Here is a 15,450-nt window from a genome sequence, read left to right on the forward strand (position 1 = left end):
CGGATGGCTGGATGTCATCTGGACACATGTAAAATTGTCGCACATCTTTGCCTGGCCTCTGCTCGCCAGGTCGTCCGGATATTCTTGGAGGTCTGCAACGGGATGCTGATTCGCGCACGTTGGCCGCTGCATGCGGCAAGGCAGTATTTCCGTCGTGGCGCGGTACTGCAGTGGGGGCTGGCACTCTCGTTCGTGCTGGCCTCGGGTTTTCCCCTATCCGGGATGGCAGCGCATGGTTATGCGCTACATGGCGACCTGAAGTATTCCGCCGATTTCAAACACTTCGATTATGTCAATGTCGATGCGCCGCAAGGCGGCACGCTGACGCTGGCCAATCCGGACCGCCGCACGAGCTTCGACAAATTCAATCCCTTCACGCTCAAGGGCACTTCGGCGCCCGGGCTCAGCGCGCTGATGTTCGAATCGCTGCTGATCGGCAGTGCCGACGAGACGGCCAGCGCCTACGGTCTGCTGGCGGACGACGTCACGCTGGCACCGGACGGGCTTTCAGTTACCTTTCATATCCGGCCGGAGGCCCGGTTCTCGAATGGCGACCCGGTGCGTGCCGCCGACGTCAAGCATTCGTATGACATGCTGATGGGCAAGTGGTCCAGCCCCGGTTACCGCAGCATGTGCATGGACGTGAAGGCCGTGGTGGTGACGGGCGAACGCACGATCCGCTTCGATTTCAAGCAGCGCAACGGCGAATTGCCGCTGATCGTGGGGTCGCTGCCGGTCTTCTCCAAGAAGTGGACCGCCAAGGTCCCTTTCGAAAAGCTGACATTCGAGGAGCCGATCGCCAGCGGGCCCTATGTCATCGAGCGCTACGATGCCGGCCGCGGCATTACCTTCAAGCGCGATCCCAAGTATTGGGGCAAGGACCTCGCCGTGCGCCGCGGCACCTACAATTTCGCGCGCGTGGTGTACCGGCTCTACAAGGACGAGACCGCACGGCTGGAAGCGTTCAAGGCCGGCGAGTTCGACGCCATTGTCGAATATCGCTCCAAGAACTGGGCCAAGAGCTATACCGGGCCCCGCTTTCGTGACGGCGACCTGATCAAGACCGAATTTCCGCACCGCAACGGCGCCGGCATGCAGGGCTTCGTCATGAACATGCGCAAGCCGATCTTCCAGGATGTGCGCGTGCGCAAGGCGCTGATCCTCGCGCTCGACTTCGAGTATCTGAACCGCCAGCTGTTCTACGGCGCCTACAAGCGGCTCGACAGCTGGTTCTCCAACAGCGAGCTGGCCGCCAGCGCCACCTATGACGGCCGCCCCGGCCCGGGCGAGTTGAAGCTGCTCGAGCCGCTGCGCGACCAGCTGCCGGCGGAAGTCTTCGGCCCGGACGTGGTCCAGCCCACCACCAGTCCGCCGCGCTCGCTGCGGGACAACCTGCGCGAGGCGCGCCGCCTGCTGGCCCAGGCCGGCTGGACCTACGAGGATGGCGCACTGCGCAATGCCAGGCACGAGCCGCTGGTATTCGAGTTCCTCGATGATGGCGGCGCCATGAGCCGCGTGATCACGACCTATATCCGCAACCTGGAGGTGCTCGGCATCGAGGTGCACCAGCGCACCACGGACTTTGCGCTCTACCAGAAACGGCTCGAGGATTTCGACTTCGACATGGTGTCGATCCGTTTCCCGGACTCCCAGAGTCCCGGCAACGAACTGCGCGACCGCTTCTCGTCGGAGGCGGCCAGCATGCCCGGCTCGGACAACCTGTTCGGCCTGAAGTCGCCTGTGGTCGACAAGCTGGTCGATGCCGTGCTCCATGCGGAGAGTCGCGGCGAACTGATTACCGCCGGACGCGCGCTCGACCGTGTGCTGATGCACGGTTACTACATCGTGCCAAACTGGTACAGTGCGCTCCATCGCGTTGCCTATCGGAAAACCCTGTCCTATTCCAGGCCGCTGCCGTATTACTACACGGCGGAAGGCTGGATCCTGAGCAACTGGTGGCGCAATGATCTCCAGCCAAACGTGCAATAAGCCACGTCGGCTGACCCAAGGACGGCCATGATCGCCTACCTCCTCAAACGTATCCTGTTGATGATCCCGACGCTGGTCGGCGTCATTACCCTCACGTTCATCGTGATCCAGTTCGTGCCCGGCGGCCCCGTCGAGCAGATGATGATGGAGATGAAAGGGCGCGGCGCCGGTGGCGAAGCCAGTGGCGGCGGTGCCGAGTATCGCGGCCGGCGCGGCGTCGACCCCGACAAGATCAAGGAAATCCAGGCACTCTACGGCTTCGACAAGCCGCCGCTGGAGCGCTATTTCCTCATGCTCAAGCGCTTTGCGAGCTTCGACCTCGGCCAGAGCTATTTCCAGCACCGCAGCGTGTGGGAACTGGTGAAGTCGAAGCTGCCGGTCTCCGTCAGCCTCGGGCTCTGGACCTTTTTCCTGAGCTACCTGATCTCGGTACCGCTCGGCATTTCCAAGGCGATCCGGGCGGGCAGCCGCTTCGACGTGATCAGCAGCATGGTGGTGCTGGTGGGCTATGCGATTCCGGGGTTCGTGCTTGGCGTGCTGCTGCTGGTGCTGTTCGGCGGCGGTACCTTCGTGCAGTGGTTCCCGCTGCGCGGCCTGACTTCCGACGACTGGGACCAGCTCTCGCTGATGGGCAAGGTCATGGATTACCTCTGGCACCTGGTGCTGCCGATCACCGCTTCCGTGGTGGGCAGCTTTGCCGTGGTGACCATGCTCACCAAGAACGCGTTTCTCGAGGAGATCCGCAAGCAGTACGTGCTGACCGCGCGCGCCAAGGGCCTGGCCGAGCGTCGCGTCCTGTGGAAGCACGTCTTCCGCAATGCGCTGATCCCGCTGGTCACCGGCTTTCCGGCGGCGTTTATCGGTGCGTTCTTCACGGGCTCGCTGCTGATCGAGACGCTGTTCTCGCTCGACGGCCTGGGCCTGCTGTCCTATGAGGCGGTGCTGCGCCGCGACTATCCGGTCGTGCTCGGCACGCTGTACCTGTTCACGCTGATTGGCCTGGTCACGCGGTTGATTTCCGATGTCTGCTACGTGATGGTCGATCCTCGCATCCATTTCGAAGGGATGCCCCGATGACGGTTCTTTCCCGCCTGCGCCGCCGGGCGCCGGCCACCGGGCAGCCCCAGTTGCCCCACTCGCTGTCGCCGCGTCAGCGCGCCTGGCAGCGTTTCCGCCACAATCGGCTGGGCTACTGGAGCCTGGTCCTGTTCGTGGCGATCTTCGTGCTCAGCATGTGTGCCGAGCTGCTGTCCAGCGACCGCCCGCTGGTGGTGCGCTACAAGGGCGAATGGTACTTCCCGATCGTCAAGGTGTACCCCGAGACCACGTTCGACGGCGACTTTCCCACGCGTACCGATTACCTCGATCCGTTTATCCGCGAGCGTATTACCTCGCACGGCAATTTCGCCATTTTCCCGCCCAATCGGTACTCGTACGAGACGCTCAACTATTTTGCCAAGGAGCCTAATCCGGCGCCCCCCTCGGCGGACAACTGGCTGGGTACCGACGACCGCGGACGTGACGTGCTGGCCCGTCTGCTGTACGGCTTCCGCGTATCGGTGCTGTTCGGCATGGCGCTCACACTGATCGGCGTACTGATCGGCACGCTCACCGGTGCGCTGATGGGTTTCTTCGGCGGGCGCTTCGACCTGTTCTCGCAGCGGGCCATCGAGATCTGGAGCTCGATGCCTGAGCTCTACCTGCTGATCATCTTTGCGTCGATTTTCGAGCCCAGCCTCAGCCTGCTGATCATCCTGCTGTCGCTGTTCGGCTGGATGGGCCTGTCCGACTACGTGCGCGCCGAGTTCTACCGCAACCGCTCGCTCGACTACGTCAAGGCGGCGCGCGCGCTCGGGCTCTCCAACGTCCAGATCATGTGGCGCCATATCCTGCCCAACAGCCTGACGCCGGTCATCACGTTCCTGCCGTTCCGCATGAGCGCCGCCATTCTGGCGCTGACCAGCCTCGACTTCCTTGGCCTCGGCGTGCCGCCGACCACGCCGAGCCTCGGCGAGCTGCTCGCGCAGGGCAAGGCCAACCTCGACGCATGGTGGATCTCGGTGTCGACGTTCGCGGTGCTGGTCGTCACGCTGCTGCTGCTGACCTTCATGGGCGATGCGCTGCGCGATGCGTTCGATACGCGCATGGGGCTGGCGCAACTGCGCGGCCGCGTGCAGCCCAAGGTGCCCGCCGGCGGCGCGCCCGCCGCGGAGGTGGTGCCATGAGCCTGGCCGCACCGTTCGAGGCGCCCGTGGAGGCGCCCGCGCCCGGCACCACGCTGATGTGCGTGGAACATCTGTCCGTGACCTTTGGCGAAGGCGAGGGTGCCACGCGCGCCGTGCGCGACGTGAGTTTCGACCTGCGCGCCGGCGAACGCTATGCGCTGGTCGGCGAGTCCGGCTCGGGCAAGACCGTGACGGCGCTGGCCATGCTGCGGCTGGTCGAGGACGCGCATTATCACGGTGCCATCCGCTTTGAAGGGCGCGATCTGCTCAGCGTGTCCGACCGCGAGATGCGTGGCATCCGGGGCTCCGAGATCGCCATGATCTTCCAGGAGCCGATGACCGCGCTCAACCCGCTCTATACGATCGGCAACCAGATCGTCGAGACGCTGGCGCTGCACGAAGGGCTTGACCGCCGCGCCGCGCGCGATCGCGCCATCGCGCTGCTCGAGCGTACCGGCATCAGCGATGCCGCCAACCGCTTCAACAGCTTTCCGCATCAGCTCTCGGGCGGCCAGCGCCAGCGCGCGATGATTGCCATGGCGCTCGCGTGCCGGCCCAAGCTGCTGCTGGCCGACGAGCCCACCACGGCGCTCGACGTGACCATCCGCGCGCAGATCCTCGACCTGCTGCGCGACCTCCAGGCCGAGTACGGCATGGCAGTCATGCTGATCACGCACGACCTCAACCTCGTGCGCGCGTTTGCACAGCGCGTGGGCGTGATGGAGAAGGGCGTGCTGGTGGAGACCGGCGAGACCGCCGAGGTCTTTGCCAACCCGCAGCACCCATACACGCGCAAACTGATCGACAGCCGGCCGCGCCGCGAGGTGCTGCCGCTGGTGCCGCTCGCGCCGGTGCTGCTCAATGTGCGCGGCCTGTGCGTCAACTATGCCAAGAAGAAGCCCGGCATCGCCGGCTGGTTCGGCAAGGAGCAATTCCCGGCGGTCAAGGATGTCGCGTTCGAGCTGCGCGAGGGTGAGACTATCGGCATCGTCGGCGAATCGGGGTCCGGCAAGACCACGCTCGCCCATACCGTGCTGGCGCTGCAAGGCAAGAGCGCCGGCACCATCGACTTTCTTGGCTACGAGCTCCACACCTGCGCGCGCAAGAAGCGCAGTTCGCTGCGGTCGCGCATGCAGGTGGTGTTCCAGGATCCATTCGGCTCGCTGGCGCCGCGCATGACGATCGAACAGATCGTGGGGGAGGGGCTCGCACTGCATCAGCCCGACCTTTCGCGCGAAGCCATGCGCGAGCGCGTGATCGAGGCGCTGCGCGAGGTCGGCCTCGATCGCACCGCGCTGGGGCGATATCCGCACGAATTCTCGGGCGGCCAGCGTCAGCGCATCGCCATCGCCCGGGTGCTGATCCTCAAGCCCCAGGTCCTTGTCCTCGACGAGCCGACCTCGGCGCTGGATGTCTCCATCCAGCAGCAGGTGCTGGCGCTGCTGTCTCAATTGCAGCACAAGTACAACCTCAGTTATCTGTTCATCAGTCATGACCTCGCGGTAATCCGCGCCATGGCCCACCGGGTCATCGTCATGAAGAACGGCGAGGTGGTCGAAACCGGCGAAACCGAGTCGGTCCTCGGCGCACCGCAACATCCGTATACGCGCAAGCTGATGGCGGCTGCCCAGTTAGGGGCGGTGTAGGTGATGTGCGCCGCACCATTCATATGGCAGGCGCATGTCAACCACAATTCTTCCGTCGCAATGCGAGAAAAAAGATACGTTTTTCGCGCTAGCTTATTGATTTGCCTCGTTAATCGGCGAAATTTGTAACCATCTTTGACAGGTCAAGGGTTAGCCTTTACTATCGCGCGATACCTATTTTCGGGGGTGGTTCGTCAGTTGCCTACGTGACCCGGAGCTTGCCAGGGCGTTCCGGCAGGCTGAAGAAGGAAGTCGCGACGCACGACGATGGTGCAAGCCGGTAGCTCGGGAAAGGCCTTTGCTGGATTCCGCTTGGTTCCATGTGGTCATCCATTTGGTCATTCCAGCCTGGCCTGCTTCTTGCGTACGATCCGCCCTGATGTTTTCAGCCTGTCCGGCGATGTCCGACATCCCGGTCAGACATGTCCGACTCATCAGGAGAACCAATGCAGCGAACGGTACTTCATTCCCTGGCGCGCGTCGTCATTGGAATCGCCTTTGCCTGCGGTGCGACTGTGTCGAATGGAGTGCTGGCGGATACGGTGTTCAAGGACCCCGACGCACGCATCGATAGCCGCGCGGAAATCAGCGTGGAGTCGCATGCGGAAGGCAAGCGCGGCTTGCTGTCGTCGGTGATGAACACCACCAGCACGGTGGCCAGCAAGGCTGGCGACCTGGTCATGAACGCGTTGGGCCTGATTGGCGTGCGGTACCGCTTTGGCGGTAACAGCCCGGAATCGGGTCTCGATTGCAGCGGCTTTGTCCGCTACGTGTTCAACGACACCTTCGGTCTCGCGCTGCCGCGCCGCTCCGTCGAAATCAGCCAGGTGGGCACGACCGTGGCCGCCAATGATCTGCGCCCGGGCGATCTGGTGTTCTTCAACACCATGCGCCACGCGTTCTCGCACGTGGGCATCTATATCGGTGACAACAAGTTCGTGCACGCACCGTCGACCGGCAGCAAGATCCGCGTCGACGATATGCGCGCCAGCTACTGGGTTACGCGCTATAACGGCGCGCGGCGCATCGACGAGCCCTCGCAGGGCGCGGCTGGCGGCGTTGGCAATATGGTCGAGACGCTCAAGCGTTTCGATCCCAATGCGCAGGGCCGCTCGCTGTATGGCGGTTGATGGTGGTGGCTGACGACTGTGCGTGATCGCGCGGCGACCATGCTGTCGCAATGGCGAAACAAAAAAGGACTGCCTCGGCAGTCCTTTTTTGCGTTCAACGTTGGGCGTGTCTCAGGCGCTGGTTGTGCCCGAAGCGTTGGGCGGCAGGCGGCTTACTCCCATTTGCCCTGGACTACAGGGTGACACCTCATGTCACCCCACCATGGTGGGGTGACGAACCTTGTCAACAAGCGTGACAAAGCGTTGCGCGCACGAGCTACTGCGCTGCCACCGTCCCGGCGGGCCGCAGGCGCGCTTGTGCCAGCTTGTCGCGCAAACCAGGTAGCGCCGCGGCCGTGGCCACTTCGCCCGCCAGAATGGCGCGGTTGCGCGAGGTAAAGTCGCTGCCGCCCATATCGGGCAGGTCGGGCCGGATCACCACGTCGGCACGCGCCAGCGCCATGCGGTTGATGGACTGGCCCATGATGGCCGTGGTCTGCAGTAGCACGCCGCTCTGCCCGCCGTTGTTCTGCGTCGCCGGATCGGCGGAGATGTTCACCGCGATCACGAAGTCGGCGCCCATCTCGCGCGCCGCATCCACCGGCACCGGCTCGACGAGGCCGCCGTCCACATAGTCGTGCCCCTGGATGGAAACGGGCTGGAACACGCCGGGTACGCTGCTCGACGCGCGCACCGCCTGGCCGGTATTGCCGCGCCGGAACAGGATGCGCTCGCCGCTCTTGAGATCGGTGGCCACGATGCCAAGCGGCAGCTTCATCGCCTCGATGGGGCGCTGCTTGACCAGCCGGTTCACGTAGTTCTGCAACGCTTCGCCCTTGAGCCAGCCTCCGAAGCGCGTACCGAAGGGCAAGGCCCAGTCGGCAATGGTGGCTTCGTCCATGGTCAGCGCCAGCTTGTTGAGCGTGAATCCGTCCATGCCCGAGGCATACAGTGCGGCGACCACCGAGCCGGCGCTGGTGCCAGTCACGATATCGGGATGGATGCCTTGCGCTTCCAGTGCCTTGATCACGCCGATATGCGCAAAGCCGCGCGCGGCACCGCCACCGAGCGCGAGACCGATGCGGACCGGGCGCGGTACCGGCGACGGTGTCGTGGCGACCGGCGCCGCGGTATCGGGGGCCGGCTTCGGGCCGGTCGAGCAGGCCGCCAGCAGCATCGCGGCTGGCACGCCGAGGAAATGACGTCGTTTCATCTGGGGACGGGAGATCAGCGATGGCAACGTGGCCGGATCGGCAGGATAGGCTGGATAGGCAGCAACGCTGCAAGTGATGCCATGGGCATCCGGATGCCGACATCTTACGCGCGGCTGCGGGTCAGACCGGCTCCAGCATAAATGATTCCGCCGGCCCGCTATAATGCATCGTTCATCGCATCCGGCCCGCGCGCATCCGTGCGTGGGCCTTTTTGTTTCTCCCCCAGCTTATGACACAACGCGTCCGCACCCGCTTTGCGCCGAGCCCGACCGGCTTCATCCACCTCGGCAACATTCGCTCCGCTCTTTATCCCTGGGCCTATGCCCGCCGCATGAAGGGCGACTTCATCCTCCGCATCGAGGACACCGACGTCGAGCGTTCGTCGCAGGAGGCGGTGGACGTCATTCTGGAAAGCATGGCCTGGCTCGACCTCGATATCGACGAAGGTCCGTTCTACCAGATGCAGCGTATGGACCGCTATCGCGAGGTCGTGCAGCAGATGCTCGATGCCGGCCTGGCGTATCACTGCTACATGAGCACCGAGGAACTCGATGCATTGCGCGAAGCCCAGCGGGCGGCGGGCGAAAAGCCGCGCTACAACGGCTTCTGGCGCCCCGAGCCGGGCAAGGTCCTGCCCGAGCCGCCCGCCGGCGTGACGCCGGTGGTGCGGTTCAAGAACCCGATCGGCGGCAGCGTGGTGTGGGACGACAGCGTCAAGGGGCGCATCGAGATTTCCAACGACGAGCTCGACGACCTCGTGATCGCGCGGCCGGACGGCACGCCGACCTACAACTTCTGCGTTGTGGTGGACGATCTCGACATGCGCATCACCCACGTGATCCGCGGCGACGACCACGTCAACAACACGCCGCGCCAGATCAATATCATCCGCGCGCTCGGCGGCACGCCGCCGGTCTATGCACACCTGCCAACCGTGCTGAACGAGCAGGGCGAGAAGATGAGCAAGCGCCATGGCGCCATGGCCGTGACCGGCTATCGCGACGAAGGCTACCTGCCGGAGGCCGTGCTCAATTACCTGGCGCGCCTGGGCTGGGCGCATGGCGACGCCGAGATCTTCTCGCGCGAGCAATTCGTCGAGTGGTTCGATCTCGAGCACCTCGGCAAGTCGCCGGCGCAGTACAACCCCGAGAAGCTGGCCTGGCTTAACAACCACTACATCAAGGTGGGTGACAACGCGCGCCTGGCGGAACTGACGCGGCCGTTCATCGAGGCGCTGGGTGGCAAGGTAGAGGGCGCCGACCTGGTGGGCGTGATCGCGCTGGTCAAGGACCGCGCCAATACGCTCAAGGAAGTGGCCCAGACCGCGTTGCTCTTCTATCGCGGCGAACCGCAGGCGGACGCTGCGCTCAAGGCGGAGCATCTCACCGACGAGATCCGTCCGGCGCTGCGCGCGCTGGCCACGCAACTGGCGGCACTGCCCGAGTGGAAGCGCGAGGCCATCGGGGCCACCTTCAAGGCGGTGCTGGCCGAGTTCGGCCTGAAGATGCCCAGGCTGGCCATGCCGGTGCGTCTGCTGGTGGCCGGTCAGCTGCAGACGCCGTCGATCGACGCCGTGCTCGAACTGTTTGGCCGTGACGTGGTACTGCGCCGCATCGACGCTGGCGCGTGACAGAAAAAAATCCCGGCAGGGGGCTTGCGCTCCCGCCGGGACTTAAGCATAATCTCGTTCTCCCTGCAGCGCGGTTGAAAAACAAAGCGAGCTGACTGAGATTCACGAATATCGATTATCTCGCTGCCAAGCGAGTGCTTCGAGAAAGCGAAAAAAGTTAAAAAGGGGGTTGCAAAAAATCAAGGTTGTTATATAATCTTGGCTTCGCTGGAAACAACAAAGCAACGTTGAAAACAAAGCGAATTGCAGTGAGCAGTAAATGTAGTTGCGGTATTCATGGGGCTATAGCTCAGCTGGGAGAGCGCTTGCATGGCATGCAAGAGGTCAGCGGTTCGATCCCGCTTAGCTCCACCAAGATACCGGGAAGTATCTGAGTAGTAAAAAGATGCTTCCCAAACGAGGTGAAGTCAGTTAGAATAGCGGACTTCGCAGCGTCAGACGGAACGCGTTGAAAGACAAGTTTCTGTCCCCTTCGTCTAGAGGCCTAGGACATCACCCTTTCACGGTGAGTACAGGGGTTCGAATCCCCTAGGGGACGCCAAACAACAGGGCGTAATCAAACGTCCAGTTTGTCGTCAAAGGCAAGCGGCAGTACCAATCGGTAGTACCGATTGCCAATGATGATGAGCCGACTATGGAGTGGTAGTTCAGTCGGTTAGAATACCGGCCTGTCACGCCGGGGGTCGCGGGTTCGAGTCCCGTCCACTCCGCCAAAACTAAACCCGCTTGGTTAATACCAAGCGGGTTTTTCTTTTTCTGCGCCGTCATCCGCAGATAATCCTTCCATATTCCACTCGCACGCCACGGGATAATCGCGCGCGGCGTCTCTTCGCTGCCCGTCGCGCTTTACCGCGCCGCCCGCGTCGAGCTCTAGATAATCAATCGTCGCGCTGGCTCACCAGCATGAAATATCGCACCAGCAGCCCGCCCGCGATGGCCAGGCTGACGCTGTTGGCCAGCCAGAAGCCTGCCGCACCCCGGGTAAAGGCGGGCATGCCGTCGATCAGTCCAAAGCCCAGCACGTAGCCGCCGCCGAGGCCCACGCCCCATAGCGACGTAGCGTAGATCAGGGTCGGGATCAGCGCGATCTTGTAGGCGCGCAGGATGAACGCGGTCATGACCTGCACCGCGTCGAAGGCCTGGTAGCAGGCGATATACGCCATCAGCGGCAGCGCCTTGGCCACCACCGCCGGATCCTTCGCGTAGAGATGGAGCAGGGGCTCCCGTGTCACCCACAGGATCGAACCGACGACCACCGCGATGCCGGCGGCAAAGCGAATGCCGCGCCAGGAAATCCGCCGCGCCGCGGCGCGATCGCGCGCGCCCAGCGACTGGGCCGCGAGCGTCGAGGTGGCGATGGCCAGAGACAGCGGCATCATGTACGCCACCGCGCCGAGGTTGGCGATGATCTGGTGTCCCGCGAGCGTGGTCAGCCCGAGCCGCGTGATAAACACCGACATCAGCGTGAACGACGTGATCTCGATCAGATAGGTCAGTCCCATCGGTACGCCAAGCCGCAGTTGCGCGCGAATGCGGCCCCAGCGTGGCCGCTCGCAGACGCTGAAAATCGCTAGCGCCGCGTAGCGGCGATCGAAGCGCAGGATCAGCACGGCGATCACGCACCACAGATAGCTGACGATGATCGAGGCGAGCGCGCAACCGGGGCCACCGAGCGGCGCCACGCCATAGCCGCCATGGATAAACCAGGCATTGAGCGGAATCTTCAGTGCGAGACCAATCAGCTGCAGCGCCGTGACCATGATCGGCCGCGACAACGCATTGTTGAGGGCCTGGTAGATCCGAAAGCCGAGCGCGGCCGGCAGGCCGAAGGCAACGATATGGAGATAGTGCGTGGCCTTGTCCACGAGTTCCGGCGGGGCCTGCGCAAACCGCAGCAGCGGTCCCGGATACAGCAACAGCAGCATGCCGGGGACGGCAAGCGCCAGGCCGAGCCAGGCGGCTTGCCGTACCTCGACGCCGATCTCGTGCAGGCGATTGGCGCCATAGAGTTGCGCGGCGATCGGGGAGAGCGCCTGCAGCACGCCCATCAGGCTGATATAGATCGTGACGTAGATCGAGCTGGCCAGGCCCACCGCGGCCAGGTCGGCGGCCGACACGCGACCGGACATGACCGTATCGATCACGCCAAAGGCCACCAGCGCAAGCTGGCCGACCAGCACCGGCGCCGCAAGATTGACGATGCGGCGGATATCCTGCAACGCGCTGGCCATCAAGGCTGGCGTGGCAGTCGACGGGTCCGGGCCGGACGCGGGGCCACGACCGGCGGCGTCTCCACCAGTCGATACATGCGGAAGCGCTCGTCGCGGTCGGCGGGACGGCGGCCTTCCCAGATCAGGCGCCATTCAAAGTGCGAGATGCTGCTCGGGGCGCCATAATCGACCGCGTCATGGCGCAGCAGAATGTCGCAGCCATCGTTGGGCCCGCCAAACCGGATATGACCGAAGTAGGCAAACGACGCCAGTTGCGCATTGCCCATGCGGATCGGCTGCACACACTGGTATGTCTGCGGCAGGGCGAGTGCGGCAGCCTGGGCCACGTCCCGATAGGTCTTGCCGTAGTTGATCGACGGCAGCCACAGCGTCATCGCCATGACCCACATCAACGTGGTGCCGGCAGCCGAGATCACCACCGGGCGCCAGATCTGCTTGGGCGCGCGCGACAGCCGCCAGCGCACCACGAGCACCCAGCATGCCGTCACGATCAGCGCAAACACCACCGCGCTGAGGGTGAACGAATGCTGGAAGCCCGGCAATTGGCGGAACACGTTGTTGGCCACGCGAGGCGGCCATCCCGTGGTTTTGGCGATCCACATGAACCAGACTGTGCCGCCAAAGATCGTGAAGAACAGCAACGCGAACCAGTCGATTGCGTTGATCGCGCCGCGCGTCAGCGTGGGCAGCGCAAAGGCCGCGAGCACTGCCATCGGCGGCAGCAGCAAGATGAACTGCACGTCGCCGGCCTGCCGCTGCAATACCAGCAGGAGCAACAGCAACAGCAGCAGCGAGAGGGGCAGTGCCACATGGGGCGCGCGGCGCATGCCGCGCCACGAGAACCAGGCCCAGATGGCGATCGGCCATACCGGCCACGAGAACAGGAAGAAGTTGCGCGCGATAAAACCGAGCGTCTGCGCGGACGGACCGCCGTAGGTGCGCCGGTCGTAGCGCGTCCATTCACGGATAAACGACACCGCTTCGTCGCGGTCGATCGCACCCAGGTAGGTCGCGGCCAGCCATGCCGCGACGATTGCGAGGGCGAGCGGCAGGCCGACCTGGAGCAGGCGGCCGAGCGGCAGCGGCTTGCATGCGGCCCCGGCCACCAGCGCGGCCGCAAACAGCGAGATCGCGAGAATCGGCCCGCTCGAGAGGCACAGCGAGCCAAGCGCCAGCCCCACCCACAGGCTGCCCTGGATCGGCTTGTCGAGGCTTCGGACCATGCCGTACAGCATCATCGCGATAAAGCAGACCTGGCCGACCTGGGCGGTGGTTTCGTGGCCGCGCATGGCCAGGCCCACACATGCCAGCAGGATCAGCAGCGCGCCGTCGGCGAGCGCGCGGCCATAGTCGCGCGCATCGGGTTGTCCGCCAAAGGCATAGGCGAACGGCTGCACCTCGTCGCGGCGGCCCAGCAGGTAGGTCGCGTACCAGACGAAGGCGCAGGTACCAAAGTAGAACAGCGCGGTCGACAGTCGTGAGGCATCGGGCGCGCCGAGCCAGCCGCCGAACAGGCGGATCATGATGCCGCCGATCCAGAACACCAGCGGACCGTCCTCACTGTACGGCCGGCCGGCGATGTTCGGCATGAGCCAGTCCTGCGTGCCGCCCGAGGCCAGTTGCCACATCACGCCAAAGCCGGCGGCGTCCTCGTTTTTCCACGGATCGCGGCCGAACAGACCCACCAGTCCGTAGACGACGCAGATCGCCAGCAGCAGGACGCGGGGCAGCGCTCCGGTGGCGGCGGCGGTCAGTTGAACGGGCGAGGAGGTCTTGGCTTGACGCATCGGCGGGGTCGGGTCACTGCGGGTCGCGGTACTGCGCACGTTGACCCGCATGGCGCCAGCTGGGCAAGGCGGGCGAGAAAAACAACGAGGGCCGGATCAACAACGGGGCCAGAAAGCAAAGACGGCACAAAAAGCAAAGACGGCCAGAAAAAGCAAAGAGGCAGCTGATGCTGCCTCTTTTTTGCTGCGCGCCGCCGGAGCATCTGTCCCTGCAGGCGCGGCGATGGCTCGGAAGAGCGTGCTCGCTGGAGCGATTACTTCTTGATCTGGCCCAGCTTGCTGCCGAACTTCTGGCGGAACTTCTCGACGCGGCCGGCCGTGTCCATGATCTTCTGGGTGCCGGTGTAGAACGGGTGCGATTCCGACGAAACTTCGATCTTGGCCAGGGGGTATTCCTTGCCTTCGTGAACGATCGTGTCCCGGGTCTGGATGGTCGAGCGGGTCACGAACTTGAAGTCGTTCGACACGTCGTGGAACACGACTTCACGGTAATTCGGGTGGATGCCTTCTTTCATGGTGATTCCTTTCTGGTTGGGTAGCCAGCCCGCTGGCCGTTCGTTCATCGGTGGATGCTTCTGTGGATGCATCCGGATGCTGGCGGCGAGCGAACCACTTGCCGATAACGGGCAAACCGGGATTATGGCAGAGAAACAAGGACTTGGGCAAGTCGCCCTGTGTGATCAGGGCAGGGCCGCGCCCGGATCCTGGCGATAAAACACGGCCAGTGCCTGATAGACCTGCGGCCAGTGCCGCCGGAGCGCATACGGTTCGACAAAAAATGACTCGGACGCCACCGCGAAGAACTCGCTCGGCGCTTCGCTGCCGTACGGATCGATGACGCGCAGGCGTGGCGGCAGGCGTTCGGGATGGTCCCAGGCGCTCTCGGCCACCGCATCGCACGCCTCGGCAAAGCGGTCGTACTGCGTCAGGAAGTCTTCTGCCCATTGCCCGGCATCGACGTCCGGATGGAGCACGCGCGAGAACGGCGGCACGCCATCGGCTTCGCCGTCGAGCATGTCGAGCTTGTGCGCAAACTCGTGAACGACCACGTTGTAGGTGTCGGGCGGTAAGGCCTGTGCGGCCTCGCCGCCGAGCCCCGCGCCGGGGGTGCTGACATCGGGCCAGGAGAGGATCACGGGCCCATGTTCCCATGCCTCGCCGCTGGCTTCCTCTTCCACGCCGTGCACGAGGCCGTATTCATCCTCGACGGTCTTGCGGATCAGGAATTCGCCAGGATAGAGCACGATGCCATGCCAGCCGCGATACCACGCGATGCCGAGCTTGAGAATCGGTACGCAGGCCTGTACGGCGACGCTGACCACCATCTCGTCGGTGAGCGGAAGATCGTGCGCGGTGGAGTATTCCTTGTCGGCGATAAACAGCGTGGCCAACTCGCGCAGGGCGGTGCGGTCCGCGTCGTCATAGCGCGCGACGAACGGCAAGGCGGCCACGGTGCGTGTCCACAGTTCGTCGGGAATGGCGTAATGCTCGAGCTTGCGGGCGCGCGAGCGGGAGCGCAGGAAGCGGGTCAGTTTGCCAAACATGGTTCCTGCTCACGGTGTGGGCCCACGCTGTCCGCCGATCTTGCCACGGTGGGCCGTGTCGATCAGCGTGGGGGG

At 64.1% G+C, this 15,450-nt stretch carries 11 protein-coding genes and 3 tRNA genes; 9 read left to right on the plus strand and 5 right to left on the minus strand.

What is annotated here, in order from left to right; genetic code table 11:
• Positions 1 to 102: 102 nt before the first annotated feature.
• The 5 genes from DFLDMN_RS01780 (at position 103) to DFLDMN_RS01800 (ending at position 6,990) form a co-directional block, all read left to right on the plus strand.
• Positions 103 to 1,989: an extracellular solute-binding protein gene (locus DFLDMN_RS01780; RefSeq protein WP_423196825.1), complete on the plus strand. Its 1,887-nt coding sequence runs from the start codon at positions 103 to 105 to the stop codon at positions 1,987 to 1,989.
• A 27-nt stretch (positions 1,990 to 2,016) separates the two neighbouring features.
• Positions 2,017 to 3,066: a microcin C ABC transporter permease YejB gene (locus DFLDMN_RS01785; RefSeq protein WP_423196826.1), complete on the plus strand. Its 1,050-nt coding sequence runs from the start codon at positions 2,017 to 2,019 to the stop codon at positions 3,064 to 3,066.
• Positions 3,063 to 4,214: an ABC transporter permease gene (locus DFLDMN_RS01790; protein ID WP_423196827.1), complete on the plus strand. Its 1,152-nt coding sequence runs from the start codon at positions 3,063 to 3,065 to the stop codon at positions 4,212 to 4,214. The genes DFLDMN_RS01785 and DFLDMN_RS01790 overlap by 4 nt, the downstream gene beginning before the upstream one ends.
• Positions 4,211 to 5,860 carry an ABC transporter ATP-binding protein gene (locus tag DFLDMN_RS01795; protein WP_423196828.1) on the plus strand — a complete coding sequence of 550 codons (1,650 nt, stop codon included), beginning with the start codon at positions 4,211 to 4,213 and terminating at the stop codon, positions 5,858 to 5,860. Before DFLDMN_RS01790 ends, DFLDMN_RS01795 begins: the two co-directional genes overlap by 4 nt.
• A gap of 446 nt (positions 5,861 to 6,306) precedes the next feature.
• Positions 6,307 to 6,990 (plus strand): C40 family peptidase, encoded by a 684-nt coding sequence (locus DFLDMN_RS01800; protein WP_423196829.1) that lies wholly within the window; start codon positions 6,307 to 6,309, stop codon positions 6,988 to 6,990.
• A gap of 256 nt (positions 6,991 to 7,246) precedes the next feature.
• On the opposite strand, the gene DFLDMN_RS01805 is transcribed toward DFLDMN_RS01800, so the two are convergent.
• Positions 7,247 to 8,182, minus strand: coding sequence for a patatin-like phospholipase family protein (locus DFLDMN_RS01805; protein WP_423196830.1), 936 nt, complete (start codon positions 8,180 to 8,182; stop codon positions 7,247 to 7,249).
• Positions 8,183 to 8,412: 230 nt separating this feature from the next.
• Between DFLDMN_RS01805 and gltX the strand changes: the two genes are divergently transcribed.
• The 4 genes from gltX to DFLDMN_RS01825 all read left to right on the plus strand — a co-directional run bounded on the left by gltX (position 8,413) and on the right by DFLDMN_RS01825 (position 10,526).
• Positions 8,413 to 9,813 carry a glutamate--tRNA ligase gene (gene gltX / locus DFLDMN_RS01810; protein ID WP_423196831.1) on the plus strand — a complete coding sequence of 467 codons (1,401 nt, stop codon included), beginning with the start codon at positions 8,413 to 8,415 and terminating at the stop codon, positions 9,811 to 9,813.
• 278 nt (positions 9,814 to 10,091) lie between these two features.
• Positions 10,092 to 10,167: transfer RNA gene (locus tag DFLDMN_RS01815), tRNA-Ala, on the plus strand.
• 111 nt (positions 10,168 to 10,278) lie between these two features.
• Positions 10,279 to 10,354: transfer RNA gene (locus tag DFLDMN_RS01820), tRNA-Glu, on the plus strand.
• A 95-nt stretch (positions 10,355 to 10,449) separates the two neighbouring features.
• A tRNA-Asp gene (locus DFLDMN_RS01825) sits at positions 10,450 to 10,526 on the plus strand.
• Positions 10,527 to 10,691: 165 nt separating this feature from the next.
• Here the strand turns inward: DFLDMN_RS01825 and DFLDMN_RS01830 are convergent.
• The 4 genes from DFLDMN_RS01830 to DFLDMN_RS01845 form a co-directional block, all read right to left on the minus strand.
• The gene (locus DFLDMN_RS01830; protein ID WP_423196832.1) at positions 10,692 to 12,044 is read right to left on the minus strand and encodes an MATE family efflux transporter; all 1,353 of its coding nucleotides are present in this window, start codon (positions 12,042 to 12,044) and stop codon (positions 10,692 to 10,694) included.
• Positions 12,044 to 13,831 (minus strand): ArnT family glycosyltransferase, encoded by a 1,788-nt coding sequence (locus tag DFLDMN_RS01835; protein WP_423196833.1) that lies wholly within the window; start codon positions 13,829 to 13,831, stop codon positions 12,044 to 12,046. Before DFLDMN_RS01835 ends, DFLDMN_RS01830 begins: the two co-directional genes overlap by 1 nt.
• A 254-nt stretch (positions 13,832 to 14,085) precedes the next feature.
• Positions 14,086 to 14,346 carry a type B 50S ribosomal protein L31 gene (locus DFLDMN_RS01840; RefSeq protein ID WP_423196834.1) on the minus strand — a complete coding sequence of 87 codons (261 nt, stop codon included), beginning with the start codon at positions 14,344 to 14,346 and terminating at the stop codon, positions 14,086 to 14,088.
• Positions 14,347 to 14,511: 165 nt separating this feature from the next.
• Positions 14,512 to 15,375 (minus strand): M90 family metallopeptidase, encoded by an 864-nt coding sequence (locus tag DFLDMN_RS01845; RefSeq protein ID WP_423196835.1) that lies wholly within the window; start codon positions 15,373 to 15,375, stop codon positions 14,512 to 14,514.
• Between the last annotated feature and the right edge of the window lie 75 nt (positions 15,376 to 15,450).

It is taken from the genome of Cupriavidus sp. H19C3 (assembly GCF_049393815.1).
Lineage (GTDB): Bacteria > Pseudomonadota > Gammaproteobacteria > Burkholderiales > Burkholderiaceae > Cupriavidus.

Coding starts and splice junctions, on each gene's coding strand:
- DFLDMN_RS01780 (WP_423196825.1), top strand. CDS start 103: ATGCTGATTCGCGCACGTTGGCCGCTGCATGCGGCAAGGCAGTATTTC.
- DFLDMN_RS01785 (WP_423196826.1), top strand. CDS start 2,017: ATGATCGCCTACCTCCTCAAACGTATCCTGTTGATGATCCCGACGCTG.
- DFLDMN_RS01790 (WP_423196827.1), top strand. CDS start 3,063: ATGACGGTTCTTTCCCGCCTGCGCCGCCGGGCGCCGGCCACCGGGCAG.
- DFLDMN_RS01795 (WP_423196828.1), top strand. CDS start 4,211: ATGAGCCTGGCCGCACCGTTCGAGGCGCCCGTGGAGGCGCCCGCGCCC.
- DFLDMN_RS01800 (WP_423196829.1), top strand. CDS start 6,307: ATGCAGCGAACGGTACTTCATTCCCTGGCGCGCGTCGTCATTGGAATC.
- DFLDMN_RS01805 (WP_423196830.1), bottom strand. CDS start 8,182: ATGAAACGACGTCATTTCCTCGGCGTGCCAGCCGCGATGCTGCTGGCG.
- gltX (WP_423196831.1), top strand. CDS start 8,413: ATGACACAACGCGTCCGCACCCGCTTTGCGCCGAGCCCGACCGGCTTC.
- DFLDMN_RS01830 (WP_423196832.1), bottom strand. CDS start 12,044: ATGGCCAGCGCGTTGCAGGATATCCGCCGCATCGTCAATCTTGCGGCG.
- DFLDMN_RS01835 (WP_423196833.1), bottom strand. CDS start 13,831: ATGCGTCAAGCCAAGACCTCCTCGCCCGTTCAACTGACCGCCGCCGCC.
- DFLDMN_RS01840 (WP_423196834.1), bottom strand. CDS start 14,346: ATGAAAGAAGGCATCCACCCGAATTACCGTGAAGTCGTGTTCCACGAC.
- DFLDMN_RS01845 (WP_423196835.1), bottom strand. CDS start 15,375: ATGTTTGGCAAACTGACCCGCTTCCTGCGCTCCCGCTCGCGCGCCCGC.